We start from the raw sequence: 24826 nt of genomic DNA, 5'->3' as shown, positions 1-24826 counted from the left end.
CCGGAATACCGGCGCGCGCTTCAATCGGCAAGTCTCACGCCACGGCCGGATAAAGCCTGCCCAGCATAGTGCCGATCATTTCCACGCCGACGCGGCTACCGTGCTTGAAGATCGGCAGGTACCTGCCCGCCGCGCGGTTCAAGTTGCGCCTGACGGCAAAGCATTCCGAGCCGCGCGGCGCGAGTGCCTCGATATTGCGCAGTATCTCTTCAAGCGCCGCCAGCACCTCGCCCTCCGGCCTCTGCCCCGCCTCGACCGCGTTTCGGGCAAAGATGCGCGCCCAATAGGTGGCGCCGAGAAAAATTCCAAGCGTCTGGCGCACCTGCCCGGGCCTGGTCACGATCGACCAGGAGGTGCCGAGCGGACGGGCGGCAACTGTCACGTCACGATAGGCCGCGTCGAGCTTGCGGGAAAGCTCGATCGCCTCGAAGCCGCTGCGGCCCTCCTTCACGGCGGAGAGCAGGTCCTTCAGCCCTCCGTACCAGCGGCCGAGCGCCTGATCGAGCGTCGAACGGGTCGGTGCGGGAAAGACCAGAAAGGCGACGATCGTGCCGGCGGCCGCACCGATCAAGGTTTCCTCGATACGCAATTTAAGAAGATCGACCGTCAGCGTGCCGGTCAGACCGTAGATCAGGCAGAGCACGATCGAGATGAAGAAGGTCATCGATGCATAGGAGACCTGCAGGAAATAGAAGCCGAGGAAGATGCTGAGGGCAATCAGCGGCACCGAGACCAGCGGCTGCGGACCGATGAATGTCGCGACCACCAGCCCGATGCCGATGCCGAGAAACGTGCCGGTCGATCGCTGCAGGGCGCGGATCGCGGTATCGCCGCGCGACTTGGTGTTGGTGAAGATCAGGAAGGCGGTCATGACCGCCCAGAACCAGCGGTCGCGCGACAGCATCAGGCCAAAGACCATGGCGAGGCTCGACGCGATGGTGATCTGCACCGCCGAGCGCATCACCGGGTTCTTCAGGGAGAAATCGGGCTTTGCGGCGGGCGGCGCCGCGGCGGAGCGCTCGATCGTCCGGAAGCCCGTCACCCGTCCCTCCCCGACCAGATCCGCGAGCGCCGTCCTCGCCTTCTGCAGCCAAATCAGCGCGCGGGCGGTCTCGGCGCTGCGTTCATCGCCGGCAACCGCGGGGCTTTCCGCTATCTTTTCCGCCAGTGCCTGATCGTTCTCGATCAGCGCATGCACGAGCACGAAGGGCGGCAGCGCTTCGAGCGAAAGGACGATGGCGCTCTCGGCCGCGAGATGAACGTCAAAGATCTTCATGGCAAGCGCCGTCAGCGGTTCGTCCTCCGCCTCGATCGCGCCGTCCGGCGGCCGCGGCAGAAAACCTTCCGCCATCAGCACGACGTCCTTCAGCCGTTCCTCAAGCTGGCGCAGCGCGCGACGGTCGGCGTCGTTCCAGGCCTTGCCGGCGGAAAGTGCCGCCAGCTTCATCAGGATGTCGCCCACCCTGCCCTGGATCGCCACCAGCGACTGGAGAAGATCGCGCCGCCAGTCATCCGGCAGCAGATAGGTCCGCACCAGATGGCCGGTGGCGATCGCGGTCGCCGGGCCGATCACGGCAAGCGGCAGATCGCCGAGGTTCGGCCTGAGATAAGCCCCCATGAAATAGGAGGTGAAGGCGAACATGCCGACCGCAAAGCCGCGCGGTCCGTAGACGCGTCCGACCGTGGCGCCCGCGATGATCACCAGGAACATCGGATCGGAAACGTAACGCCAGTCCTCCAGCGCAGCTGCGAGCCCGACACAGGCGAGACTGGCGACGCCGCCGATCAGCCGCGTCTTCAGCTGCTCCTCCGGCAGCCGGTCGCGCACCGCCACTCCGCCTTCGATCGACAGGATGATCGCAAGCCCATAGGCGATCGGCGGCATCGCCAGCCCGGCCATGTGGATCAGCGCCAGGCAAGCAACGGTCGCGACGACGGTCAGCGTCACGCGCGCAGCCATCCGGAAACGCGACAGGGCCGGATCGTTTGCGAGCAGCCAGTCGCGGATCTTTGCGGAAATTGGCATCAGGCACCCCAGGCGGGCCTCGAAGCGCCCTTCCGGAGACTGAATATATCGCCCCGAGACGGTTTGACGACACCCCACATCGGATCAGGCCGGTCCGGCCAAGACCAGCCAATCATGCGTCCCTGTCATTCATCCTTGTTGGTCACCCTTGTCGGTACCCTTGTCATTCGCCCTTGTCATTCGCCCTTGGCGATCGACTGCATTTCCTCGATCACCGAATCGCGCTCGTTGTCGACGACGCGATGAATGTCGTCGATGACGGGCTTGCCGCCTTCCTGGATCACGTCGAAATGCAGCTCGTTGACGCTGTCCTTCACCTCGGCCTCATCGATACAGGTCCACATCTTGAACGTCACCTTCACGTCGGTCATGCCGTTCTTGCCCGGCGACGGTACGATGGCGATCTCCTTCAGCGGACAACCGTCCTGGGAACTCGTGACCACATCGTAACCGAAGGGATCGCCCGGCTGGTTGTTCTCGGTGTCGTAGGCCGGATGCTTCGCCGCTTCCGCATAGGCCGACTGGAACTTCTTGCTGAACAGGCGCGACAGCGGATCGGCATCGAAAATGTACTTCCACTCGCTGTCGACCGTATTCCAGTTATCCTCGGTGACCTTCATCACCTCCTTGACGGGATCGGTCGCGTCGGCAGCCGACGCGAAGGTAGAGAGCAGCGAAAAGGCGATGGCGAGCGGCAAAGTCCGCATGGGTAGATTCCGGTCGTTCGAGAGAGATCGTGGCGGACATTAACCCCGCTTTGTGGTTTGGCAAGGGCAATCATCGGGCTCCCGGAAGAGCGCGCTGTTTCCGGCACGAAAAGCCGCATATACCGGCCTGAATGCCTTTGCGTTCCGGCCCGGCGATGCTATAGCGCACCCACTGGTGTCCACCCGTAGGGACCACGGTCCCCGCCATTTCCAAAGAGGAATTCCATGCAAAAGATCAAGGTAGCTAACCCGGTCGTCGATCTCGACGGCGACGAGATGACCCGCATCATCTGGCAGCTCATCAAGGATAAGCTGATCCTTCCCTATCTCGATCTCGACATCGAATATTACGACCTCTCGGTCGAAAACCGCGACGCCACCAACGACCAGGTGACGATCGACGCCGCCAACGCCATCAAGAAGCACGGCGTCGGCATCAAGTGCGCGACGATCACGCCGGACGAAGCGCGCGTGAAGGAATTCAATCTCAAGGAAATGTGGAAGAGCCCGAACGGCACGATCCGCAACATCCTCGGCGGCGTCATCTTCCGCGAGCCGATCATCTGCAAGAACGTCCCGCGCCTGGTGCCGGGCTGGACGAAGCCGATCGTCGTCGGCCGCCACGCCTTCGGCGACCAGTACCGCGCCACCGACTTCAAGTTCCCGGGCAAGGGCAAGCTGACCATCAAGTTCGTCGGCGAAGACGGTACCGTCATCGAGCGCGACGTCTTCAACGCGCCCGGCGCCGGCGTCACGATGGCGATGTACAACCTCGACGATTCGATCCGCGAATTTGCGCGCGCCTCGATGATGTACGGCCTGATGCGCAAGTGGCCGGTCTACCTCTCCACCAAGAACACTATCCTCAAGGCCTATGACGGCCGCTTCAAGGACATTTTCGAAGAAGTCTACCAGACCGAGTTCAAGGCGAAGTTCGACGAAGTCGGCATCACCTACGAACACCGCCTGATCGACGACATGGTCGCAGCCGCCCTGAAGTGGTCCGGCGGCTACGTCTGGGCCTGCAAGAACTACGACGGCGACGTGCAGTCCGACACGGTCGCACAGGGCTTCGGCTCGCTCGGCCTGATGACCTCCGTCCTGCTCACCCCGGACGGCAAGACGGTCGAAGCGGAAGCCGCTCACGGCACCGTCACCCGCCATTATCGCCAGCACCAGAAGGGCCAGGAAACCTCGACGAACTCGATCGCTTCGATCTTCGCCTGGACCCGCGGCCTCGCGCACCGCGCTAAGCTGGACGACAATGCCGAACTCGCCCGGTTCGCCACGACGCTCGAAAAGGTCTGCGTCGACACCGTCGAGGCCGGCCACATGACCAAGGACCTCGCACTCCTCATCGGCCCGGATCAGCCTTGGCTCTCGACCACCGCCTTCCTCGACAAGGTGGACGAAAACCTCAAGGTTGCAATGGCCGCCTGAGTCGCCGCTACTGCCCGATCATGAAGACCCGGCCGTCGGCCGGGTTTTTTGTTGCATTCCCGTCAAATCTATCCGCTAAGTTGCAAAAACCAAGGGGGCCGGAAATGACGTTAGACAGCATCGGGAAGATCAGCGACATCCTGTTCAAGGGAATTATCGCAACGGCCGCAAGCGTCGTTGCCATCTATTTGACCTGGCAGAAGAACAGCGGTGATCTCATTAAGCAGTGCGACACCTTCTACACCGCCCTGATCGAAAACGCTGCCGCAACCAAGTTCAGCGAGAGCGCGAATCTGCGGCTGGCCTTTCGCATCACAAATTACAACCGCATGTGCGAGCCGCTCAGCGAAACGCAGGTGCAGAACGTCCTAAACCTGATGGTCACTGAAATACCGCCGAGCCAGCCGCCGGAAGCGCTGAACAGCGACGTCTTGAAAGGCTGGGTCGCTCTGTCGCGAATCCCGGCCGGCCAATATGCCGACACTAATTTCGACGGCGCCGAGGGGAGCAGCCGCTTTTCGACGGGAGACGTCGTGAAAGCCCGCTGGAGCGTCAACCTCAGAGAAAAGAACACCCCGGTCGCCCGCGGCGACAATCCCGTCATCGGAATCATCGAAGCCGGGTCATGCGTCAGGATCGACGAACGCGTGACCGGCCAGTTGAACGAATGGGCAAGAATCAGCCAGCAGGCCTGCCCGCGCTAGGCTGGGTCCGCTCCGCCGCAAGCCAGCTGCATTCAACGGGGAAACCATCCCGTGAGCAGATGCTTTTGTTTCAGCAGAAAAATCAGCTAATCAATGGGCGGCGGGACTTGGGGTTCCGCCGTTTTTCATTTTGAGGAGCCGTCATGACCGTTACCGTCCGCCCGCTCGAACCGTCCGATCGCGCCCAGTGGGGGCCGCTCTGGGAAGCCTACCTGCGCTTCTACGAAACCGTGCTGCCAGAACAGCAGTACGAGCTCACCTTCAGCCGGCTTCTCGATCCGGCCGAGCCGATGTACGGCTTCGCCGCCTTCGAGGACGACAGAAAGATGGTCGGCATCGTGCATGCGATCTTTCATCGCTCCTGCTGGCTGCCGGACTGGTCCTGTTACCTGCAGGACCTCTACGTGCATATGAGCCAGCGCGGCAAGGGAACCGGTGAAGCGCTGATCGACGCGGTCGCCGATCTCGCCCGCCAAAAAGGCGCGAGCCGGCTTCACTGGCTGACCCATGAAAGCAACGCCACAGCGCGTCGCCTCTATGACCGGGTGGCGCAGAATGCCGGCTTCATCCAGTACCGCAAGCCGCTTTGACCACTGCATGGCGAATCCGTCTTGATTCCGCAATATCGACCTTCTAGAACATTTAGAGAACGATTGAGGAGAGCGTCATGACCGAAGAGCTGGTGCTTTACACCAACCCGATGTCGCGCGGCCGCATTGCCCGCTGGATGGTGGAGGAAGTGGGTGTGCCCTACCGTACCGAAATTCTGCATTTCGGTACGACGATGAAGGGCGAGGCCTACAAGACCGTCAATCCGATGGGCAAGGTGCCGGCGGTCGTGCATGCCGGCAGGACGGTCACCGAATGCGCGGCGATCTGTGCCTATCTGGCGGACGCCTTTCCGCAGGCGGGTCTTGCACCGCCGACGACCGATCGCGCCGATTATTATCGCTGGATGTTCTTCGCCGCCGGGCCGCTGGAAGCCGCCGTCAGCAACCGGGCGCTCGGTTTCGAAGTGCCGAAGGAACGGGAGCGGATGATCGGTTACGGCACTTATGCCGACGTGCTGGACACGCTCGAAAAGGCCGTGCGGACCAACCCCTATATCGCCGGCGACAGGTTCAGCGCCGCCGATGTCTATGTCGGAGCGCAGATCGGCTGGGGTCTGCAATTCGGCACGATCGAAAAGCGCGCCGCCTTCGAGCAATATTTCGGCAGGCTCGCACTCCGCGAAGCCTATCGGCGTGCCACCGAAAAGGACAACGCCGCGGCGGCGGAACTCCAGAAGGCGGGATAAGCCGGAATATTTTCCACGGTCAGCGGTCGATGCCGGCCGGCAGCCGCTTGCCCTTGGCACTGCCGGTGTCGAAGCGCAGCATCCACTCGTTGCTGGCGGAATTGGCCAGGACGATCTGCGACGTGGGAGCCATGGCCAGAGCTGCGGAAGCCGGAGCAGCCGGAGCGGAAACAACCGGAGTGGGAGCGGCCGGGGCAGAGGACGGCTGGGCGCTCGCCGTATGAACCGTCACGAAATCTGGCCTTTGAGCGGGGACCGGAACGACGGTCGGCAATGCGGGATCCGTCCCAGGGACGGATGCCACGTCGAATTCCTTCGCCTGGATCAAGCTCAACGGATCGGGCGTGCTCTGCACCAGCGCCAGCACGTATTCATCGGCCGGCTTCGGCGGCGGGGTCTGCAGCTCTCCGTCCCTGTCGCGCTTCTCGTAAAAGGCGTTGCCGCCGGCAACCGTCACATAATGCATGTTCTTGTAAGGGAACTTCAGCCCGTCCTTGTGGAAGAACATGGCATCCTTGACCTCGGGATTCCGCTCGCCACGAATGATCGCGTCAACGGCTTCGTCCAGCTCCGGAGCTGCCGTCGCCTTCACCTCGCGCGTCAGAACACCCGGCGCGAACTGCTTCTCCTGGCCGACGACGCCGCAGATGGTCGAAGCATAGGCCTGCGATGTCAGCCTGTTCATGATGACCGTGCCCACCGCCATCAGACCGTCGCGGCTGGACCGCTGCGATTCGAAATACATGGCCCGCTTCATGCAGTCGCGGTCGGCAGCCGTGTAGTGGTAAACCTGTTTTTTTGGAAGAGGAGCCGGCTTTACGGTCTTGGTGGGAGATACCGAGGAGGTCGTCTGGGTGGATGTACACGCGGATAAAAGGGCCGCTCCAACGAGACCGAGGGCCGGCCGAAGGAAGGTTTTTACGGTCACCGTCATGAGAATCCCCCGCGGTAGAACATCACAAATCATTACAGCGTGAAAAGCGATACCTCGAAAATCGATTCAGATCAAACGGGATTAAATCCACCGCGCGAAGCTGAGAAAACCATTCCTTCTTTCGAGACGGTTGCAGCCCGCGGGCGTCGCCGCATTCACTCCGCATGCAATTTCCGCAACCGCCTATGCAACCTCTCAGGATGATTTGTTAACCTGCCGTTAACTATGATTTACGAATTTCGCACCATTCCCTGGGGCCCATGACGCGGCCGATTCCTCCGGATAATCAGCCAGATAGATACAGGTTTTTCATGACGTCCATTCTCACGAATGCGGCCGCCGTTGCCGCGCTTCAAACACTTCGTTTTCTCTCCGGCCAGATGTCCGAGACCCAGCAGCAGGTCTCTTCCGGCCTTCGCATCGGCAAGGCCGAGGACAATTCCGCCTATTGGTCGATCGCCACCACGATGCGCTCGGACAATGGCGCGCTTTCGGCCGTCCAGGACGCTCTCGGCCTTGGCGCGGCTCAGGTCGATACCGCCTATTCCGGCATGGAATCAGCCATCGATGTCGTCGAGGAAATCAAGATGAAACTCGTCGCGGCGTCCGAAGCCGGCGTCGACAAGGCCAAGATCCAGGAAGAAATCAGTCAGCTTCAGGATCAGCTGCGCAGCATCTCGTCGTCCGCCTCCTTCTCCGGCGACAACTGGCTGCAGGCCGATCTTGGCGGCGCCTATGACGCCTCCAGCCGGCAGGTCGTGGCGACCGACAAGATCACCAAGCAGGTCGTCGGCTCCTTTATCCGCGACGGCAGCGGCAATGTCTCGGTGAACACCGTGCGCGTCGATATTGACGAAAGCAACGTGCTTTTTGATCTTTCCGGCGGTCACGCTGGCATTCTGGACCAGGGAGTTCTCGTCGGCGTGCGGGCCACCGGCTATTTCAACACCGCCGGCCAGGAGGTCTACGTCAAGACCACGGATTTCAACCCGAACTGGACGCAGGAGCCAGACGGCAAGTGGTTCGATGGCATGTTCCGCTATATTGAACTCGATGGCGCCTATATGCACTGGCTCGGCTCCGCGGGCGGCGGTCCATACCAGATCAATATCAGCACCGAGGCGACGCTCGGCGCCGCGAACTACGTCAACGAGATTTCCGTCTCGACGCTCGATATTACCAAGATCGACGATTACAAGACCAAGCTGCAGCTCGGCACGAATGCGCAGGATGGGCAGGTGCTGGCGACCCTGATCTCCCATGTCGACCAGCAGCTCGAAAAGATCATCAATGCTGCCGCGGTTCTTGGCTCGGTCGTGACGCGCATCAGCATGCAGGAGGATTTCGTCTCGAAGCTGAGGGACTCGATCGACCGCGGGGTCGGCCGCCTTGTGGATGCGGAGATGAACGAAGCCTCGACGCGCCTGAAAGCCCTCCAGACCCAGCAGCAGTTGGCGACCCAATCGCTGTCGATCGCCAATGCCGGCGCGGAAAACATCCTGTCGCTCTTCCGGCAGTAACGCGGTATCGGCCACCCGTCCGATCGCACTGGGGATACAGTCGGTGTACGGTCTGGCATATCTCGATCATCGGGGACGGCATGCCTCATGTCGTCCCAAGTCATTCCGCCCCTTCGATGTGGGGATGAAATCGGACTCGACTTCAGCCGAAACAAGCATTTAGATCTTCCGGCATCCCCGGCCTTTCCCGTGCCTATACTTTGCCCGCTTCCGTCGCCGGAGTGTTCGCGAGACGTTCGCGGGCAGGCGGGAGCCGGCGCTTTCATCGGAACCGTAACGTGCGGGGAAGGTGGAAGAGGTGAAAGCCATGGGAGAGGGGTTGCAAGACATCTTTCCCTATCAAGCCTCCCCCTGGCCGCCGGGCCGGGTTCGGTTGAGCCGTGCAAGTGGCGCCAATGCCACGCAGCGAGGCGAGGTGATCACCTGTAGGGACCGGAAGTCCTGACAAGACGCCGAAGGCCACGCGAATGCGGAGCCACACATATAAACTAAATGAGGTTCCGCATTCGTGTGGGCTCTCCGATCTTGACAAAACCACGGCAGGAAACTGCGCGGGGCTGCGGAGTGTTGGCCAAGGCCGGAAATCAATGCAATTGATTTCAACGACGCAGGCCTGAGCGCGTCCCGTGCGAAGGCTTACAATCCTCCTTGTCTGGATCGTCGGGCTTGACCCGAGTATCCAGGCACAAGCAAGAGCAACCGGCTGCGCCCCTGTTGATGGCGGTCACGCCGCCAAGGCCGGCATCGACTGCCTTATCAGCTCCGCAATCCCGGCGCCTCGTAACCCGTTCGCCCGACATATTCGGTGTATCCGCCGTCGTAGCGATGAATCCCCTCCGGCGTCAGCTCCAGCACCCGATTCGACAGCTCGGCGAGAAAATGCCGGTCGTGGCTGACGAAGAGCATCGTGCCTTCGTATTCCGACAGCGCCTTGATCAGCATTTCCTTGGTGTCGAGGTCGAGGTGGTTGGTGGGTTCGTCGAGGACCAGGAAATTTGGCGGATCGAATAGCATGGCGGCCATGACGAGGCGCGCCTTTTCGCCGCCCGAGAGCACCCTGCACTTCTTCTCGACATCGTCGCCGGAGAATCCGAAGCATCCGGCAAGCGCCCTGAGGGATCCCTGCCCGGCCCGCGGAAACTCGGCCTCCAGCCATTCGAAAACGGTCAGGTCACCGTCGAGCAGATCCATGGCGTGCTGCGCGAAATAACCCATCTTGACACTCGCGCCGATCGTCACGGCCCCCTCGTCGGGCTCGGTGGCGCCTGCGATCAGCTTCAGCAGCGTCGATTTTCCGGCGCCGTTGATGCCCATGATGCACCAGCGCTCCTTGCGGCGGATCATGAAATCGAGGCCTTCGTAGATCGTCCGGCTGCCATAGGCCTTGTGGACGCCCTTCAGGCTTGCGACATCCTCGCCAGAGCGCGGCGCCGGCTGGAATTCGAAGGCGACCGACTGGCGGCGCTTCGGCGGTTCGACACGCTCGATCTTGTCGAGCTTCTTGACGCGACTCTGCACCTGCGCCGCATGGGAGGCGCGGGCCTTGAAGCGCTCGATGAACTTGATCTCCTTGGCGAGCATGGCCTGCTGGCGCTCGAACTGCGCCTGCTGCTGCTTTTCGTTCTGGGCCCGTTGCTGCTCGTAGAAACCGTAATCGCCGGAATAGGTGGTGAGCGAACCGGCATCGATCTCGATGATCTTGGTGACGATCCGGTTCATGAACTCGCGGTCGTGCGAGGTCATCAGCAGCGCGCCGTCATACCCCTTCAGGAACTGTTCGAGCCAGATCAGGCTTTCGAGGTCGAGATGGTTCGACGGTTCGTCGAGGAGCATGACGTCCGGGCGCATCAGCAGGATGCGGGCAAGCGCGACGCGCATCTTCCAGCCGCCCGACAGCTTGCCCACGTCGCCGTCCATCATCTCCTGGGAGAAGCTCAGGCCCGCCAGAACCTCGCGCGCCCTGCCCTCCAGGCCGTAACCGTCGAGTTCCTCGTAGCGCGCCTGCACCTCGCCGTAACGTTCGATAATCTGGTCCATCTCGTCCATCCGATCCGGATCGACCATGGCGGCTTCCAGTTCACTCAGTTCAGCCGCCACGATGCTCACGGGACCTGCGCCCTCCATCACCTCGGCAACCGCGCTGCGGCCGGACATCTCGCCGACATCCTGGTTGAAATAACCGATGGTGACGCCCTTATCGACCGAGACCTGCCCTTCGTCCGGCAGTTCCTGGCCGGTGATCATCCGGAACAGCGTCGTCTTGCCGGCGCCGTTCGGGCCGACAAGGCCGATCTTCTCGCCGCGATTGAGGGCCGCGGATGCCTCGATGAAGAGAATGCGATGGCTGTTCGACTTGCTGATGTTTTCGATGCGGATCATGGCGGAAACTTCGAGATGGAGGATGGCAACAAAAAAGCCGGATCGTCGCCGACCCGGCTTTCTTATTCATGGGGTGTGAAGATTATTCGGCGCTGTCTTCAGCAGCCTTCTTCTTCGGAGCAGCCTTCTTCTTCGGAGCGGCGTCATCGCCTTCGGAAGCCTCGTCGGCGGCCTCGGCCTTGGCAGCAGCCTTCTTCGGAGCGGCCTTCTTCTTGGCCGGCTTCTCGGCGCTCTCCGAGCCGCCTTCATCCTCTTCGGCGAGCAGCTCTTCCTTAGTTACGGTCTTGTCGGTGACGTTGATTTCGGAGAGCAGCTTGTCGACGACCTTCTCTTCGAAGATCGGGGCACGCAGCGAAGCGGAAGCGCCGGGGGTGTTGCGGAAGAAATCGAGGATTTCCTTCTGCTGGCCCGGGAACTGCTGCAGCTGAGCATAGAGCGCGCGCTGCATTTCCTCTTCGGTCACTTCGACGCCGGCCTTCTCGCCGATTTCGGAGAGGACCAGGCCGAGACGGACGCGGCGCTCGGCGAGCTTGCGGTACTCGGCGCGGGCGTCCTCTTCCGTCGTGTCCTCGTCCTCGAAGGTCTTGCCGGACTGCTGGAGATCGGTGTTGATCTGGCGCCAGATGTTTTCGAACTCGGCGTCGACAAGGCTCTGCGGCGTGTCGAACTGGTACATGCCGTCGAGCTGGTCGAGGATCTGGCGCTTCACCTTCTGGCGGGTGACCGAGCCGTACTGGCTTTCGATCTGGCCGCGGACGATCTCCTTCAGGCGCTCGACCGATTCGATACCGAGCTTGGAGGCAAGTTCGTCGTTGATTTCGAGCGCGGCGGGGGCAGCAACATCCTTGACGGTGATGTCGAAGGTGGCTTCCTTGCCGGCGAGGTTGGCGGCCGGGTATTCGGCCGGGAAGGTCACGGTGATCTGCTTTTCGTCACCGGCCTTGACGCCGACGAGCTGGTCTTCGAAGCCCGGGATGAAGCGGTTCGAACCGAGCACCAATTCGGCATCTTCGGCAGCGCCGCCGTCGAAGGCAACGCCGTCGACCTTGCCGAGGTAGTTCATCGTGACGCGGTCGCCTTCGGCGGCCTTGCCCTTCTTGGTCTCGAAGGTGCGGGCGCTCTCGGCGATCTTTTCGATCTGCTCGTTGACCTCTTCTTCGGAAACCTCGACCACTTCGCGGACGACCGAGAGACCGTTGGTCGGCATCAGCTCGAACTGCGGAATGACCTCATAGGAGACCGTGAATTCGAAATCGGCCTGCGCGTTCAGGATCTTCTCGGCTTCCGCCTCATCCTCGGTCATCGAGATCGACGGCTGGGTCGCCGACTTCTCGCCGCGCTCGGACAGGATCTGGCCGGGGCGTTCGCGGACGATCTCGTTGACGAGGTCGGCCATGATCGACTTGCCGTACATCTTCTTCAGATGTCCAACCGGCACCTTGCCCGGACGGAAACCGTTGATGCGGACTTTGTCCTTGGCGTCGGCGAGGCGCACGTTCAGCTGCGCTTCCATATCCTGCTTGGGGATAACGACCTTGATTTCGCGCTTCAGCCCTTCAGCGAGCGTTTCGGTAACCTGCATTTTCAAACCTTCATATCGTGGCGGCGGTGCCCAAATATCTGGCGTCTACAGCCGTTGTTTCAGTGAGCACATCGCCGGAACTTCAAAGAGACCGGCCGCGGCTTCGCGGAGCGCATGTCATTCAGCCGAAAGCGGCTCCGACGGCGCTCCCGGCGGTTCTGGTGCGGGTAGAGAGACTTGAACTCCCACGCCTTGCGGCACCAGAACCTAAATCTGGCGTGTCTACCAATTTCACCATACCCGCGCCCCACCGCGTCAAAAATCCTCGTGGCCAGAGGCCTTCCGGAGCGCGCGTCTCTATATCACCCGTTTCAGCACACGCAAAGGGAAAATGACGCTTTTTTGGCAGTTCGGAGAATGCCGCCCGCGGACGGCAACAGCGGCCGAAAGCCTGCCGATCAGCGGATGCTTAACTTTTTATTAAATTCTAATGTGTACATTAAAAAGCATGAGAGGCGAAAGCCATGCAATGAATGCATGCCATCCATTCTCATATTGCACTGCACAATGCGGCCGCAATCTCATAATATGCAAATACAGAGATTGATTGGAACAGTTTTCGATCTCTCTGGTTCAAGCGGTTGGCATCCGCTTCGAATATGCAAGTGCCCTCGATGTTTTATCGAGACAGGAATTCGGGCCGCGCACTCCTCCTCCCAGCGCAGTCCCGATGGGACTGGCGATCCTCCTCCTCCCAAGTCGCCGGTCATTACAAATGACGCCCACCGGACCTCCTCCCCCGGTGGGCGTTATTTTTATCCGTTTCCCCGCATTCCCCTAAACGCCCATCATTTCATCACGAGACGCATGGTTAATAGTCTCGTAATGCGCCGGATGCATAGGTGGCATACCGAATAGGCGCTGTTTCTTTTCGCAGCGCAGCATATATTACCGGTCATGAGATTGAAGTCAGCGCCAAGAGGCAGCTGGCAAGGGCCATAGAAAGGGACAAATCCATGAACATAGCAAAGAAGCTCAACACCTGGCGCAAGTATCGCGAGACCGTGAACGAGCTCGGCCGCATGACTGACCGTGAACTCTCGGACCTCGGCATCGGCCGTGCCGACATCCGCCGCGTCGCCCGGACCGCCGTCGGCTTCTAAGCCGCCGATACATCGCCAAGACACTGCAAAGCGCCTCCCCCGGAGGCGCTTTTTCTTTTGTTTACAAAAACTTCACACTTAAAATGCCTGCCTGCTTTTAAGGCTTAGCCGCAAAAATCATCAATCTCTTGCACATTTGCATGGCAGTCGCATATTTTTTGCACTGCACATTCTTATTATGCGGATGTATAAGACTGCCATCGCTGATGACGAAACGAGCATCAGGACAAAGACACTGAGGAAACGACCATGAACCCGATCCGCATCGCCAAGAACTGGGTCAGCTACCGCCGCACCATGAACGAACTGGGCAACCTGTCCAACCAGGCGCTCAACGATATCGGCCTGACCCGCTACGACATCCGCCACATCGCAGCCCGTTCCTTCCGTTAATCCGCTTCCTGCAGGCGGACCCGCGCGGACCAAAGGCGCCGCGGCGGCGAGAAGCATATGACGGAATGCCCGGGAAATACCCGAGGACATGTCTGAAGGCACCTTTCCAGGTGCCTTTTTGATTCCTGGCCTCCTTGATTCTGGCCTTCCTGTTTCCGGCCTTTTCGTCTTCGATCATTCTTCGGGCGCGTTCCTTCGATCCCGGCCCTTTTTGATTCCGATCCGGCGAACGGCGTGATAATGAGCCGGCCATGAACACGAATTCTTCTTTCTCCACATCTCTCGCCCCCATCCATGTCGTCGGCGGCGGACTTGCCGGTTCGGAAGCTGCCTGGCAGGCGGCTTCCGCAGGCGTGCCGGTGATTCTCCACGAAATGCGCGGCGTGCGCGGCACGGATGCGCACAAGACCGATGGTCTTGCCGAGCTCGTCTGCTCCAATTCCTTCCGCTCCGACGATGCGACCGCCAATGCGGTCGGCGTGATCCATGCGGAAATGCGGCTTGCCGGTTCGCTGATCATGGCCTGCGCCGACAAGAATCAAGTACCGGCCGGAGGGGCGCTGGCGGTCGACCGCGACGGTTTCTCCGATGCGGTCACCGAAGCGATCGAAAAACACCCGCTGATCACCGTCGTGCGCGAGGAAATCCAAGGCCTTCCGCCCAGGGAATGGGATCTGGCGATCATCGCGACCGGGCCCCTCACCTCTCCGTCACTCGCCGCCGCCATCCAGGCGGAAACCGGAGAGGACCAGCTCGCCTTCTTCGATGCGATCGCGCCGATCGTGCATCGCGATTCGATCGACATGACCGTCTGCTGGTACCAGTCGCGCTACGACAAGGTCGGCCCGGGCGGCACCGGCAAGGACTATATCAACTGCCCGATGGACGAAGCGCAGTACAACGCCTTCGTCGATGCGCTGATTGCGGGCGATGCGGTGGGTTTTAAGGAATGGGAAGGCACGCCCTATTTTGACGGCTGCCTGCCGATCGAGGTGATGGCGGAGCGCGGCCGCGAGACGCTGCGGCATGGCCCAATGAAGCCGATGGGGCTGACGAACGCCCATAATCCCTCTGTAAAGCCCTATGCCGTCGTGCAACTCCGGCAGGACAATGCGCTCGGCACGCTCTACAACATGGTGGGTTTCCAGACGAAGCTGAGATACGGCGCGCAGGCGGAGATCTTCCGGATGATTCCCGGCCTGCAGGAGGCGGAATTCGCAAGGCTCGGCGGCCTGCACCGCAACACCTATATCCACTCGCCGGTTCTCCTCGACCGTACACTGACCCTGAAAAGCCGGCCGGGGCTCAGGTTCGCAGGCCAGATCACCGGCTGCGAGGGTTATGTGGAAAGTGCGGCGATCGGTTTGCTGGCTGGCCGTTTCGCGGCCTCGGAGCGCAAGGGCGCCCCGTTGTCGGCGCCTCCCTCAACCACCGCCTTCGGCGCGCTGCTTGGCCATATCACCGGCGGCCATCTGGTTTCGGAGGACGAGCCCGGCAAACGGTCCTTCCAGCCGATGAACGTCAATTTCGGACTGTTTCCCGAACTGGAGCCCGGCTCGATCGTTAAGCCGGACGGCGTCAAGCGCTTCCGCGGCAAGGACAAGACGGTGATGAAACGGCAGTTGCTCGCCGCCCGTGCCCTGAAGGATTGCGCTACTTGGCTTGGTCGGGATTGACGTCCCTTGCGGGAACCGGCGCATCCGCCTCCATCTCCCGGTCGGCGACGCTGACATAGTTGTCGAGGAGCCAGAGGGAAACCTCGGCCGCTTCCTTCTCCGACGAGAAGATGAACGTTCCGTTCTGGGTCGGCGCATCCAGGAATTCGACCGAGAATCCCTTGGCGTTCGGAAGCGGCAGGACGCGCACCCGTCCGGGCTCGATCAGATGGCAGGCATAGTGATTGCGGTGGCTTTTCATGAAGCCGGCCTTGTTGTCATGCAGCCTCACGAAAATCGCTTCGCCATCGGCGGTGATGTGTAGGCTGCGGATCGCCTCGTTGGGAAAGGCTCGGCCAAATTCGAGGATGGCGAGACCGGTGTCGTGGCGATTGCCCTCCTCGTCTTTGCCGGACGAAAGGCGCGTGACATAGTAGGCGAGCGCCATGAGGAGCACGAAGATGATCGACCAGACGACGACGGGGCTCAAACCGCTTCTCCTATGATGGGCCTGCCGCAGCCGCTTTAGACGACGAGCCTTGCGCGAATTTGGCGTCCGTCAAGGCTGGCCTCAGACGCGGCGAACCACGGCTGCCTTCAGAAGAAGCAGTTGGCGCCGCCATTGCGGCGGTTGAAGGGCGGTGTCCCATGCCGAAGCGCCGGCGCGTGCGGCCCGGCGCAGCACCGGTTCTGCCAATGCGACCGGCAGGAAGGCGGGGAATACCGACGCCGGAACCCGCCCCGCCTTGCGCGCCTTGACCAGATGTTCGAGGCCGAGGCCGGCAAAGGCTTCGATCGCCGCGGAAATGCGCGGCTTGTCCTCGCCGCGCAGGAAAGCATCGCGATCGAGCCCCGTCGCCGAGAGAATGTCCAGCGGCAGATAGAGCTGCTGGCGGCGACGATGGATGGGCAGCAGAAGCAGGACACCGGCAATCGCCTGCGCAACGCCCGCGTGGCCCGCGGCCTCCGCCGATCCCGCAGCGTCCGCGGCCGAAAGAACGAGGCTCGCAAGCTGGATCAGCGCCGATGCGGTTTCGCCCGCATATCCTTCGAAGGCGTAACGGTCGGTGAGCGGATCGTCATAGAGATCGAAGATGCGCGCCTCGATCATGTCGACCAGCGTCCGGCGCGGCAGTCGATAGGTCTCGATCGTTTCAAGAAGAGCGGCCGCGATCGGATTGCCGCCGCTATCGCCCTGCGCGGTCCCTTCCAGGAGATCGCGCCACCATTGCAGGCGGATCTCGCCCGGCAGCGGTTCACGCACCACGTCGCGGATGCGGGCGATCTCGGCATTGAAGGCGTAAAGCGCTGCGAGCGCGCCGCGTTTATCGGCCGGGGACAGAAGGCATGCCAGATAGCGATCCCGGTCCGTATCCCGCAGCGTAGCAAGGCAGATATCGTCGGATTGTCTGGAAATATCGGCCATGTCAGACCGCGACGAGTGCCGCGGCGACGGCGCGCGATTCGGCAAGCATGATGTTGAACGTACGGACCGCGGCGCCGGTGCCCATCGGGTCCGACGCTATGCCCCTCGCCTTCAAGGCGGCCTTGAGATCGGTCGGGATGGGCCTCAGGTTCCTGCCCGTGCCGACCAGCAGCACTTCGATGTCGCCGGCTTCCGCCAGAACCCTTGCGAAGGCCTGCACCGTCAGCGGATCGCCCTCCTGTATGTCCCAGCCGTGGATGCCGGAGGGAAGGCAAAGCAGCGAGCCGCGATGCGACATGTCGGCAAAGCGGAAACCGCCATTGCCATAGGCATCGATCGGTGCGCGGCCGGGAAAATGGGCGTCGCGGATTTCGATGCCTTTTGCCATGGGTCGCGCGTGCTTTCCGAATGTGGTGGGCGAGTAGGCCTGAAAGGCCTGAAATTTCGGGCCGGATGTTCCGGCCCGGCGGCATGGGCCTTGGGCGCGGAGCACCAGCCGATCAGGGTTTGCCGGCCGGCGCTTCCGTCTTGACCGGTTCGCCCTTGACGCGGACTTCGGCGATATAGGCGCGCATGGCGCGGATCTTCACGCCCTCGGCAATTTCGACTTCCAGTTCGGCGTCGTCCACCACCTTGGTGACCTTGCCGGTGATGCCGCCGCCCAGCACGACCTGGTCGCCGCGGCGGATGTTCGAGAGCGTTTCGGCACGCTTCTTCTGCTGGGCGCGCTGCGGCCGGATCAGGAAGAAGTACCAGACCACCATCAGCGGCGCGAAGAGAAAGAGCATCTCAAGGCCGGAGCCGAACGCGGAGGCTCCCGGTGCTGCGGCTGGGGCCTGGGCGAATGCTTCGGTAATGAACATCGAAAACTCCTAAGATTACCGGAAGCGCCAGGCCCCCGTTTCAAGCCGCCGGAATATAGTTGCGATAGGCCGGAATGCAACAGAAACACGACCGCCGGCGTACCGAATCCACGGCTCTCAGGCTTTTGATGCACAAACGAGCATGTTACCGCACCGAAAACGGCTCGATATTGGCCCAAGCGACCGGAGAAACACCATGAGCGACGACATCAACACCCAGATCCTGGCCGAGGTTCGCAGGCTCGCGGATGCAATGGAACGGCTCGCAGGCCCACCTGCTGCGGTCAACGACTGGAACGCTGCCGACTGTTTCGTCTGGGTGCCCGCCAACAAGCGCCTGCAGCCCGTGCCGCGGCCGAACCGCGTGGCGCTGAAACTCATCCGCGGCGTAGACCACGTGCGCGACATCCTGCACGAGAATACACTGCGGTTCGCGGAAGGCTTTGCGGCCAACAACGTGCTGCTCTGGGGGGCGCGCGGCATGGGCAAGTCCTCGCTCGTCAAGGCGGTGCACGAGGACGTCCGGGCCGCGACCGGCATTTCGCTCAAACTCGTCGAAGTGCATCGCGAGGACATCGCCTCGCTGCCCGACATGCTCGACATCCTGAAGGCATCCGGCCTGCGGGTCATCGTCTTCTGCGACGACCTCTCCTTCGACCATGACGACACCGCCTACAAGTCGCTGAAGGCGGCGCTGGACGGCGGCATCGAGGGCCGGCCGGACAACGTGCTGTTCTACGCGACATCCAACCGCCGGCATCTCCTGCCGCGCAACATGATCGAGAACGAGCAGTCGACGGCGATCAACCCGTCCGAGGCGGTCGAGGAGAAAGTGTCGCTCTCCGACCGGTTCGGCCTGTGGCTCGGCTTCCACAAGTGCAGCCAGGACGACTACCTGACGATGATCGACGGTTATGCCGACCACTTCGATCTCGGCCTCGACCGCGAGGCGCTGCACCACCAGGCGCTCGAATGGGCGACGACCCGCGGCGGACGCTCCGGCCGCGTCGCCTGGCAATATATCCAGGATCTCGCCGGACGGCTGAGGAAGCCGCTTTCCAGGGACTGAGCAATCCTCGCCCTCCCGGTGCAGGGATCCTGTCGGCACATCATCTCGTAGGGTATGCGCAGCAATTTCCTGCAGCCGGTCCCCGCTTGACTCTTCTAGGTCAATTGTCCTAAACAATCTCTAGGTCAATTGCCCTAGAGCATATCGATGCCGATGAGTTCGGGCTGGAGGAGATGCGGTGAGCGCGGAAGACACTCGACGGCAAATTGTGGACGCCGCCGACCGGCTGTTCTACGAACGAGGTTTCGAAGCAACGTCGTTTGCCGACCTCGCCTCTGCGGTGCATCTGTCACGCGGCAATTTCTATTACCACTTCAAGACGAAGGACGACGTTCTCAAGGCGGTAATCGCGCATCGCCTGCTCAATACCCGCCAGATGCTGGATGACTGGGAGACCCGGAACAGCCACCCGGCACAACGCATCGTCGCCTTTATCGAGATCCTTATCGCCAACCAGTCGGAGATCATGGCTCACGGCTGCCCGGTCGGCACGTTGTGCAACGAACTCGCCAAGCTCCAACATGCAGCCAAGGACGATGCCGCGCAGCTCTTTGCCCTGTTCCGCGACTGGCTTGCGCAGCAGTTCGCAGCCCTCGGCCGCGCGGCCGATGCCGATCAGCTTGCGATGCACGTCCTGATGCGCAGCCAGGGGGTCGCGACGCTTGCGACCGCCTTCGGCGACAGCGCTTTCATCCGCCGGGAAGTCGACAGCATGCGGGATTGGCTGGAGACGCAGCGCGCCCGCAAAGATGTCGTTTGACACTTTCCACCCCCAAAACTCATGCCAAACTCCAGGAGATATGCAGATGTTCGTGGTGACGCTCAGGTTCGCCGAAAACAAGACGAAGGCCCCCGATTTCATGCAGGGCCACAACGAATGGATCGCCCGCGGTTTCGCAGACGGCGTTTTCCTGTTGACCGGCAGCCTAGCACCCGGCCTTGGAGGCGCGATCCTTGCTGACGGCATGTCCCGGTCCGGTCTCGAAGAACGCCTGTTGGACGATCCTTTCGTAGCGGAAGGCATCGTCAGCCCCGAGATCCTGGAGATCGATCCGGGCCGAACCGACGAGCGCCTGGCATTCCTGAAGGCGTGATCCCCGTTCGATGCCATGAACGCAAAAAGCCCGGCACTGCCGGGCTTTTCTCCATACCTTGAAACGCACTACTTATTCAAGGAAGGTAATCGGGTTGACCGGGGTCGCATCCTTGCGGACTTCGAAATGGACCTGAGGCCGCTTGGCGTCGCCACTCATGCCGGAGGCGGCAAGCGTCTGGCCTCGGGTGATCTTCTGGCCGCGCGTCACGTTGATGCTGCCGGCATGGCCGTAGACCGTGACCTTGCCGTCGTCGTGGCGGACGAGAACCGTGTTGCCGAGCTGCTTCAGGCCGTTGCCGGCATAGATGACCACGCCGTTTTCGGCGGCCTTGATCGGGGTGCCTTCCGGAACCGAGATATCGATACCGTCATTGCGGTTGCCGTCGACATTCTGGCCGTAACCGGCGATGACCGCTCCGTTGACCGGCCAACGATATTTGCCGATGCCGGTGGACTGCGGCGCGGCGGACGCGACATCCGACTTCTTTTCGACCTCGGAGACGGAAGCCGTTTCGGCAACAGGCTTTGCCGCCGCCGGTGCGGAAGCCTGGACGACCGGTGCCGCGGGGGCGGCGGCCTTCGGAGCCGCCGCAGGCGCTGCCGCCGGCTTCTGCGGAATGGAGGCGGTCTTGACCGGATCGGCAGCGGGAGCCGCAACACCGTTGGCAACCTTCAGCGACTGCCCGATGCGGACGGAGCCGGTGGTCAGGTTGTTGGCGGCCTTCAGCTGGTCGATCGGCGTACCGGTCTCGCGTGAAATCTTGGAGAGCGTATCGCCGGCCTTCACGGTGTAGGTGCCGCCGAGCGGTTTGCCGCCGGCAGGCGGGGTCAGCTTGGCGGGTTCGGCGAGCGCTTTGTCGCGGGCCGGCGTCGGCAGGACGGCAACCTTCTGCTCCGGCTCGCGGGCGGGCGTCGGAACCTTGTTCTGCAGGTCGATCGTGCCGGCTGCGGTCTTGGCCGAGTTCGTCGCGGTACCGAAAGTCGGGATGACGACCGACTGGCCGGGAGCGACGGTGCCGCCGTTTGCCTTCAGGATTTCCTTTTCCGGAACACCATAGCGCCTGGAAAGGGTCGAAACCGTTTCGCCGGGCCTCAAAGTGACCTTCGGTGCATTGACCGTCGACCAGCCGGACATCGGTTGCCCCTGGGGCTGACCTTGGGGCCGACTTGCACTCTGGGGCGAACCGAGCGGCTTGGTCGTGCCGGTGACGAGGTTGTCGGACCTGGCGGCGGCAACCGAGGGAGCGGCAAGATGCGGAGCGGGCTCACGGCCTGGGAAGGGCTGGGCCATGGCTTCCTGGCGCGTCACCGGATCGCGGTCCCGCGGCGGCATGCTGCGCGGCGCGCTGGCGACGCTCGGGGGAGCGAGCTCCGTGCGCTGGACGGATACCGGTGCGGATGCCGCGCGGGCCGGTGAGGCGTAACCGCCGGACGGATAGGGCTGAGCCATGGCGGCGCTGCGCGAACCGTAGTCGTTCTGGGGGATCGGCGGCAGGGCCTGGGCGGCTCCGGACCCGAGGTCGGCGCGCGGCGTCGGCGTCACGCCGTAAGCCCCGCCACCCTGACGTTTCGGAATGGACGCCGTCGTTATATTGTCGGATTTGGAGAAAAGGCCGGAAAAGCGTGTCGCATCCGAGCTGCACCCTGTCGCCGCGCTGGCGAGAAGCGCCGCAACAGCAAACTTGACAACGGACTTTCCGAATTTCGGAGAACTCATATGACGCATGACTCGACCTACAGATACGCAACCATCGTAGGACTGATTAAAACGCGTTAGTCTTACTGCCCGGTTAAAGGGCATGCCTTCGATGAAAATTTTTGGGAAATTGATAACCATGACGCGCCAAACGCCCGGCAACGCCTGGAACAAACCGTCAGAGCGCCGCCGCGATATTGGGAACGATGGGCAGATAGGGCGCGGGAAACAGGTCTTCACGCTCGAATCGGCTGCCGGTCTTGGTAAGCCGAACCATCATGCAAGTCTCTTCGTCCACCATCAGCGGCGCGACCATGGAGCCGCCATGGGTGAGCTGCTCGGCATAGAATCGCGGCAATGACGGGAAGGCTGCGGTGACGAAAATCCGGTCGAACGTGCCCTCGCCCGGCATGCCGTTGCTGCCGTCGGCCTGGCGCACGATGACGTTGCGCAGGCCGAGCGCGTCGATGCGCGCCTGCGCTGTGGTGACCAGAGTGCGATAACGTTCGACGGTCAGCACCCGCTCGGCGGTCCGCGCCATCACGGCTGCGGTGAAGCCGCTCCCCGTGCCGACTTCCAGCACCCGGTGCCCGGGTTTGACCTGCAGGCGATGCAGGAGCCGGACGACGAGATCGGCGCCTTCCATGAATGATCCGCAGTCGATCGGTATCGTCCGGCTGGAATAAGCCTCATCGGCAAGCGGCGCCGGCACGAACTGCGAACGGGGCGTCTGCTCGACGGCAGTCAAAAGATCGAGGTCGGAAATGCCCTCCGACCGGAGCCGCAGCACGAGTGCTGCGAAACCCTCTTTTTCGACCATGCCCGATTTCAATCGGCAGCTCCGAATCCTAACGCCTTGGCGACACGATCCTGAACCGAATAGTCGGTGAGGTCCAGCTTGAGCGGCGTGACGGATATCTTATTCTCCTTCAGCGCCTGGATATCGGTGCCATCGCGGAAGTTGCCCTTCCGGTCGCCGAAGCGGAGCCAGTAATAGGGTTTGCCGCGACCGTCCTCCCGTGCATCGATCGTCAGGCCGAAATCGAGCTTGCCCTGCGAGGTCACCTCGACACCCCGGACATCCTTCGGCTCGCAGTTCGGGAAGTTGAGGTTGAGGAAGGTGCCATCCGGCAATTCCACCTCTATGAGCTTGCGGATGAGGTCGGGCGCGTAGGATTCGACGACTTCCCAAGGAGCGATCCGGCCGTTCTCGCGGCGCACCGCCTGGCTCAGCGCAAAGGAACGCACACCTTGAAGCGTGCCTTCGATCGCACCGGCGATCGTGCCGGAATAGGTGACGTCATCGGCCATGTTGGCGCCGTCGTTGACGCCGGAAAGCACCAGATCCGGCTTTCCCGGCAGGATTTCGCGGATGCCCATGATGACGCAATCGGTCGGCGTACCACGCAGCGCAAAGTGCTTCTCGCCCACCTTGCGCAGACGCAGCGGCTCGGACAGCGTCAGCGAGTGGGCGAGCCCGCTCTGGTCGGTCTCCGGCGCGACGATCCAGACATCGTCCGAAAGCACCCTTGCAACGCGTTCGAGCGCCGCGAGGCCCTCCGCATGGATGCCGTCGTCGTTAGTGAGCAGAATACGCATCAGGCGGCTCGTTCGATCTTCTTGAGGCCACCCATATACGGCAGGAGAACGTCCGGAATTGTGACCGAACCGTCCTCATTCAGGTAGTTTTCCATGACGGCGATCAGGCAACGGCCGACCGCGACTCCCGAACCGTTCAGCGTATGGACGAATTTCAGGTTCTTGTCGTCCTTCGCGCGATAACGCGCGTTCATGCGCCGCGCCTGGAAATCGCCGCAGACCGAGCAGGACGAGATTTCGCGATAGGTATCCTGACCCGGCAGCCAGACCTCGATATCGTAGGTCTTGCGCGAACCGAAGCCCATGTCGCCGGTGCAGAGGGTCATGGTGCGGAAATGCAGACCGAGACGCTTCAGCACGTTCTCGGCGCATTCCGTCATCCGCTCGTGCTCGGCAATCGACGATTCCTGGTCGGTGACCGAGACGAGTTCGCATTTCCAGAACTGGTGCTGGCGCAGCATGCCGCGTGTATCGCGACCGGCCGAACCCGCTTCCGAACGGAACGAAGGAGTGAGCGCGGTAAAGCGCAGCGGCAGCTTTTCCTGTTCCAGCGTTTCGCCGGATACCAGATTGGTGAGCGTCACTTCCGCAGTGGGGATCAGGTAGCGTCCGTCGGTCGTCTTGAAGAGATCCTCTTCGAACTTCGGTAGCTGGCCGGTACCATACATCGCCTCGCCCTTCACCATCAGCGGCGAGGAGACTTCCGTATAACCGTGCTCAGTCGTGTGCATGTCGATCATGAACTGCCCAAGGGCGCGTTCGAGCTTTGCAAGCTGGCCGGTCAGGACCGTGAAACGGGCGCCGGAAAGCTTGGCAGCGCGCTCGAAATCCATATAGCCCAGCGCTTCGCCGATCTCGTAATGCTCACGTGCCGCATGGTTCCAGCGCGGCTTTTCGCCGACGACATGCTTGACGACGTTGTCGTGCTCGTCCTTGCCGACCGGCACGTCGTCGAGCGGAATGTTGGGGATGCGCGCCAGAGCGTCTTCGAGGGCCGAAACAGCCTCCCGCTCTTCCTGCTCGGCCACCGGCATCGTGTCCTTGATGGACGCAACCTCAGCCTTCAGCTTTTCGGCGAGCTCGGTGTTCTTCTGGGCCATCGCCGCGCCGATCTCCTTGGAGGCGGCATTGCGGCGGGACTGCATGTCCTGAAGCGTCTGGATGACAGCGCGGCGCTTGTCGTCCAGCGCCAGCAGGGTTGCCGCCATGGGGTCGGCACCGCGCTTCTTCAGCGCGGCATCGAGAGCCCCTTCGTTTTCACGGATCCACTTGATATCGAGCATCGTTCCTAGCCTTAAACGCGAGACGCCGCACGTATCATAGGCTGAAGAAAAACC

Annotated in this window: 24 protein-coding genes and 1 tRNA gene; 11 read left to right on the top strand and 14 right to left on the bottom strand. The window is 62.0% G+C overall.

The genetic code is table 11. The features are described from left to right. Positions 1–34 precede the first annotated feature (34 nt). Both DMO26_RS28345 and DMO26_RS28340 read right to left on the bottom strand, forming a co-directional pair. Positions 35–2026: an FUSC family protein gene (locus tag DMO26_RS28345; protein WP_117195669.1), complete on the bottom strand. Its 1992-nt coding sequence runs from the start codon at positions 2024–2026 to the stop codon at positions 35–37. A gap of 176 nt (positions 2027–2202) precedes the next feature. Continuing rightward, the gene (locus DMO26_RS28340) at positions 2203–2733 is read right to left on the bottom strand and encodes a hypothetical protein (RefSeq protein WP_117195668.1); all 531 of its coding nucleotides are present in this window, start codon (positions 2731–2733) and stop codon (positions 2203–2205) included. Between the two features lie 225 nt (positions 2734–2958). Here DMO26_RS28340 and DMO26_RS28335 point away from each other — a divergent pair, with 225 nt between their 5' ends. The 4 genes from DMO26_RS28335 to DMO26_RS28320 all read left to right on the top strand — a co-directional run bounded on the left by DMO26_RS28335 (position 2959) and on the right by DMO26_RS28320 (position 6174). Next, positions 2959–4173: an NADP-dependent isocitrate dehydrogenase gene (locus tag DMO26_RS28335; RefSeq protein ID WP_117195667.1), complete on the top strand. Its 1215-nt coding sequence runs from the start codon at positions 2959–2961 to the stop codon at positions 4171–4173. A gap of 20 nt (positions 4174–4193) precedes the next feature. Further along, positions 4194–4877: a hypothetical protein gene (locus DMO26_RS28330; RefSeq protein WP_162895091.1), complete on the top strand. Its 684-nt coding sequence runs from the start codon at positions 4194–4196 to the stop codon at positions 4875–4877. 143 nt (positions 4878–5020) lie between these two features. Then, a complete protein-coding gene (locus DMO26_RS28325) occupies positions 5021–5467 on the top strand; it encodes a GNAT family N-acetyltransferase (protein WP_117195665.1) in 447 nt (148 codons plus the stop codon). Between the two features lie 77 nt (positions 5468–5544). Beyond that, the gene (locus DMO26_RS28320) at positions 5545–6174 is read left to right on the top strand and encodes a glutathione S-transferase family protein (protein WP_117195664.1); all 630 of its coding nucleotides are present in this window, start codon (positions 5545–5547) and stop codon (positions 6172–6174) included. Between the two features lie 19 nt (positions 6175–6193). Here DMO26_RS28320 and DMO26_RS28315 read toward each other — a convergent pair whose 3' ends face one another. Continuing rightward, positions 6194–6919, bottom strand: coding sequence for a cell wall hydrolase (locus tag DMO26_RS28315; protein WP_404947093.1), 726 nt, complete (start codon positions 6917–6919; stop codon positions 6194–6196). A gap of 500 nt (positions 6920–7419) precedes the next feature. Here DMO26_RS28315 and DMO26_RS28310 point away from each other — a divergent pair, with 500 nt between their 5' ends. After that, positions 7420–8628: a flagellin N-terminal helical domain-containing protein gene (locus tag DMO26_RS28310; protein WP_117195662.1), complete on the top strand. Its 1209-nt coding sequence runs from the start codon at positions 7420–7422 to the stop codon at positions 8626–8628. Positions 8629–9384: 756 nt separating this feature from the next. Here the strand turns inward: DMO26_RS28310 and DMO26_RS28305 are convergent. The 3 genes from DMO26_RS28305 to DMO26_RS28295 form a co-directional block, all read right to left on the bottom strand. Then, positions 9385–11007, bottom strand: coding sequence for an ABC-F family ATP-binding cassette domain-containing protein (locus DMO26_RS28305; protein ID WP_117195661.1), 1623 nt, complete (start codon positions 11005–11007; stop codon positions 9385–9387). Between the two features lie 82 nt (positions 11008–11089). Further along, positions 11090–12589 carry a trigger factor gene (tig, locus tag DMO26_RS28300; protein ID WP_117195660.1) on the bottom strand — a complete coding sequence of 500 codons (1500 nt, stop codon included), beginning with the start codon at positions 12587–12589 and terminating at the stop codon, positions 11090–11092. Positions 12590–12748: 159 nt separating this feature from the next. Further along, positions 12749–12833, bottom strand: a tRNA-Leu gene (locus DMO26_RS28295). 712 nt (positions 12834–13545) lie between these two features. Here DMO26_RS28295 and DMO26_RS28290 point away from each other — a divergent pair. The 3 genes from DMO26_RS28290 (at position 13546) to trmFO (ending at position 15761) form a co-directional block, all read left to right on the top strand. Beyond that, positions 13546–13692 carry a DUF1127 domain-containing protein gene (locus DMO26_RS28290; RefSeq protein ID WP_117195659.1) on the top strand — a complete coding sequence of 49 codons (147 nt, stop codon included), beginning with the start codon at positions 13546–13548 and terminating at the stop codon, positions 13690–13692. 249 nt (positions 13693–13941) lie between these two features. Further along, positions 13942–14085, top strand: a complete 144-nt coding sequence (locus DMO26_RS28285; RefSeq protein WP_117195658.1) for a DUF1127 domain-containing protein — start codon at positions 13942–13944, stop codon at positions 14083–14085. A 251-nt stretch (positions 14086–14336) separates the two neighbouring features. After that, positions 14337–15761, top strand: coding sequence for a methylenetetrahydrofolate--tRNA-(uracil(54)-C(5))-methyltransferase (FADH(2)-oxidizing) TrmFO (trmFO, locus tag DMO26_RS28280; RefSeq protein WP_117195657.1), 1425 nt, complete (start codon positions 14337–14339; stop codon positions 15759–15761). On the opposite strand, the gene DMO26_RS28275 is transcribed toward trmFO, so the two are convergent. From DMO26_RS28275 to yajC, 4 genes are all read right to left on the bottom strand, one after another. Further along, a complete protein-coding gene (locus DMO26_RS28275; protein ID WP_117195690.1) occupies positions 15739–16188 on the bottom strand; it encodes a hypothetical protein in 450 nt (149 codons plus the stop codon). The two genes, trmFO and DMO26_RS28275, sit on opposite strands and share 23 nt — an antisense overlap. Before the next feature lie 123 nt (positions 16189–16311). Continuing rightward, positions 16312–17166 carry a phytoene/squalene synthase family protein gene (locus DMO26_RS28270; protein WP_117195656.1) on the bottom strand — a complete coding sequence of 285 codons (855 nt, stop codon included), beginning with the start codon at positions 17164–17166 and terminating at the stop codon, positions 16312–16314. A 1-nt stretch (position 17167) separates the two neighbouring features. After that, a complete protein-coding gene (locus DMO26_RS28265; protein ID WP_117195655.1) occupies positions 17168–17554 on the bottom strand; it encodes an Mth938-like domain-containing protein in 387 nt (128 codons plus the stop codon). Positions 17555–17666: 112 nt separating this feature from the next. Then, on the bottom strand, positions 17667–18029 hold the full coding sequence (gene yajC / locus DMO26_RS28260) for a preprotein translocase subunit YajC (RefSeq protein WP_117195654.1): 363 nt from the start codon (positions 18027–18029) through the stop codon (positions 17667–17669). Between the two features lie 196 nt (positions 18030–18225). Here yajC and DMO26_RS28255 point away from each other — a divergent pair, with 196 nt between their 5' ends. The 3 genes from DMO26_RS28255 (at position 18226) to DMO26_RS28245 (ending at position 20192) form a co-directional block, all read left to right on the top strand. Continuing rightward, positions 18226–19098 (top strand): ATP-binding protein, encoded by an 873-nt coding sequence (locus DMO26_RS28255; protein ID WP_117195653.1) that lies wholly within the window; start codon positions 18226–18228, stop codon positions 19096–19098. Positions 19099–19276: 178 nt separating this feature from the next. Then, positions 19277–19858: a TetR/AcrR family transcriptional regulator gene (locus DMO26_RS28250; protein ID WP_117195652.1), complete on the top strand. Its 582-nt coding sequence runs from the start codon at positions 19277–19279 to the stop codon at positions 19856–19858. Between the two features lie 46 nt (positions 19859–19904). Further along, on the top strand, positions 19905–20192 hold the full coding sequence (locus DMO26_RS28245; protein ID WP_117195651.1) for a YciI family protein: 288 nt from the start codon (positions 19905–19907) through the stop codon (positions 20190–20192). Between the two features lie 72 nt (positions 20193–20264). Here DMO26_RS28245 and DMO26_RS28240 read toward each other — a convergent pair whose 3' ends face one another. From DMO26_RS28240 to serS, 4 genes are all read right to left on the bottom strand, one after another. Next, positions 20265–21920 carry a peptidoglycan DD-metalloendopeptidase family protein gene (locus DMO26_RS28240; protein WP_117195650.1) on the bottom strand — a complete coding sequence of 552 codons (1656 nt, stop codon included), beginning with the start codon at positions 21918–21920 and terminating at the stop codon, positions 20265–20267. 148 nt (positions 21921–22068) lie between these two features. After that, positions 22069–22710: a protein-L-isoaspartate(D-aspartate) O-methyltransferase gene (locus tag DMO26_RS28235; protein WP_404947092.1), complete on the bottom strand. Its 642-nt coding sequence runs from the start codon at positions 22708–22710 to the stop codon at positions 22069–22071. Positions 22711–22718: 8 nt separating this feature from the next. Beyond that, entirely contained in the window at positions 22719–23489 is a 771-nt protein-coding gene (gene surE / locus DMO26_RS28230; RefSeq protein ID WP_117195648.1) for a 5'/3'-nucleotidase SurE, read from the bottom strand. Further along, positions 23489–24772 carry a serine--tRNA ligase gene (serS, locus tag DMO26_RS28225; protein ID WP_117195647.1) on the bottom strand — a complete coding sequence of 428 codons (1284 nt, stop codon included), beginning with the start codon at positions 24770–24772 and terminating at the stop codon, positions 23489–23491. Before serS ends, surE begins: the two co-directional genes overlap by 1 nt. Positions 24773–24826: the final 54 nt, after the last annotated feature.

The sequence above is a fragment of the Rhizobium terrae genome, from assembly GCF_003425685.1.
Lineage (GTDB): Bacteria > Pseudomonadota > Alphaproteobacteria > Rhizobiales > Rhizobiaceae > Neorhizobium > Neorhizobium terrae.
This window is presented reverse-complemented; position numbering and strand designations above follow the sequence as displayed.

Excerpts from the sequence above, each read along its gene's own strand:
- DMO26_RS28345 (WP_117195669.1), bottom strand. The coding sequence starts at position 2,026 with ATGCCAATTTCCGCAAAGATCCGCGACTGGCTGCTCGCAAACGATCCG.
- DMO26_RS28340 (WP_117195668.1), bottom strand. The coding sequence starts at position 2,733 with ATGCGGACTTTGCCGCTCGCCATCGCCTTTTCGCTGCTCTCTACCTTC.
- DMO26_RS28335 (WP_117195667.1), top strand. The coding sequence starts at position 2,959 with ATGCAAAAGATCAAGGTAGCTAACCCGGTCGTCGATCTCGACGGCGAC.
- DMO26_RS28330 (WP_162895091.1), top strand. The coding sequence starts at position 4,194 with ATGAAGACCCGGCCGTCGGCCGGGTTTTTTGTTGCATTCCCGTCAAAT.
- DMO26_RS28325 (WP_117195665.1), top strand. The coding sequence starts at position 5,021 with ATGACCGTTACCGTCCGCCCGCTCGAACCGTCCGATCGCGCCCAGTGG.
- DMO26_RS28320 (WP_117195664.1), top strand. The coding sequence starts at position 5,545 with ATGACCGAAGAGCTGGTGCTTTACACCAACCCGATGTCGCGCGGCCGC.
- DMO26_RS28315 (WP_404947093.1), bottom strand. The coding sequence starts at position 6,919 with ATGTATTTCGAATCGCAGCGGTCCAGCCGCGACGGTCTGATGGCGGTG.
- DMO26_RS28310 (WP_117195662.1), top strand. The coding sequence starts at position 7,420 with ATGACGTCCATTCTCACGAATGCGGCCGCCGTTGCCGCGCTTCAAACA.
- DMO26_RS28305 (WP_117195661.1), bottom strand. The coding sequence starts at position 11,007 with ATGATCCGCATCGAAAACATCAGCAAGTCGAACAGCCATCGCATTCTC.
- tig (WP_117195660.1), bottom strand. The coding sequence starts at position 12,589 with ATGCAGGTTACCGAAACGCTCGCTGAAGGGCTGAAGCGCGAAATCAAG.
- DMO26_RS28290 (WP_117195659.1), top strand. The coding sequence starts at position 13,546 with ATGAACATAGCAAAGAAGCTCAACACCTGGCGCAAGTATCGCGAGACC.
- DMO26_RS28285 (WP_117195658.1), top strand. The coding sequence starts at position 13,942 with ATGAACCCGATCCGCATCGCCAAGAACTGGGTCAGCTACCGCCGCACC.
- trmFO (WP_117195657.1), top strand. The coding sequence starts at position 14,337 with ATGAACACGAATTCTTCTTTCTCCACATCTCTCGCCCCCATCCATGTC.
- DMO26_RS28275 (WP_117195690.1), bottom strand. The coding sequence starts at position 16,188 with ATGGCGCTCGCCTACTATGTCACGCGCCTTTCGTCCGGCAAAGACGAG.
- DMO26_RS28270 (WP_117195656.1), bottom strand. The coding sequence starts at position 17,166 with ATGGCCGATATTTCCAGACAATCCGACGATATCTGCCTTGCTACGCTG.
- DMO26_RS28265 (WP_117195655.1), bottom strand. The coding sequence starts at position 17,554 with ATGGCAAAAGGCATCGAAATCCGCGACGCCCATTTTCCCGGCCGCGCA.
- yajC (WP_117195654.1), bottom strand. The coding sequence starts at position 18,029 with ATGTTCATTACCGAAGCATTCGCCCAGGCCCCAGCCGCAGCACCGGGA.
- DMO26_RS28255 (WP_117195653.1), top strand. The coding sequence starts at position 18,226 with ATGAGCGACGACATCAACACCCAGATCCTGGCCGAGGTTCGCAGGCTC.
- DMO26_RS28245 (WP_117195651.1), top strand. The coding sequence starts at position 19,905 with ATGTTCGTGGTGACGCTCAGGTTCGCCGAAAACAAGACGAAGGCCCCC.
- DMO26_RS28240 (WP_117195650.1), bottom strand. The coding sequence starts at position 21,920 with ATGCGTCATATGAGTTCTCCGAAATTCGGAAAGTCCGTTGTCAAGTTT.
- DMO26_RS28235 (WP_404947092.1), bottom strand. The coding sequence starts at position 22,710 with ATGGTCGAAAAAGAGGGTTTCGCAGCACTCGTGCTGCGGCTCCGGTCG.
- surE (WP_117195648.1), bottom strand. The coding sequence starts at position 23,489 with ATGCGTATTCTGCTCACTAACGACGACGGCATCCATGCGGAGGGCCTC.
- serS (WP_117195647.1), bottom strand. The coding sequence starts at position 24,772 with ATGCTCGATATCAAGTGGATCCGTGAAAACGAAGGGGCTCTCGATGCC.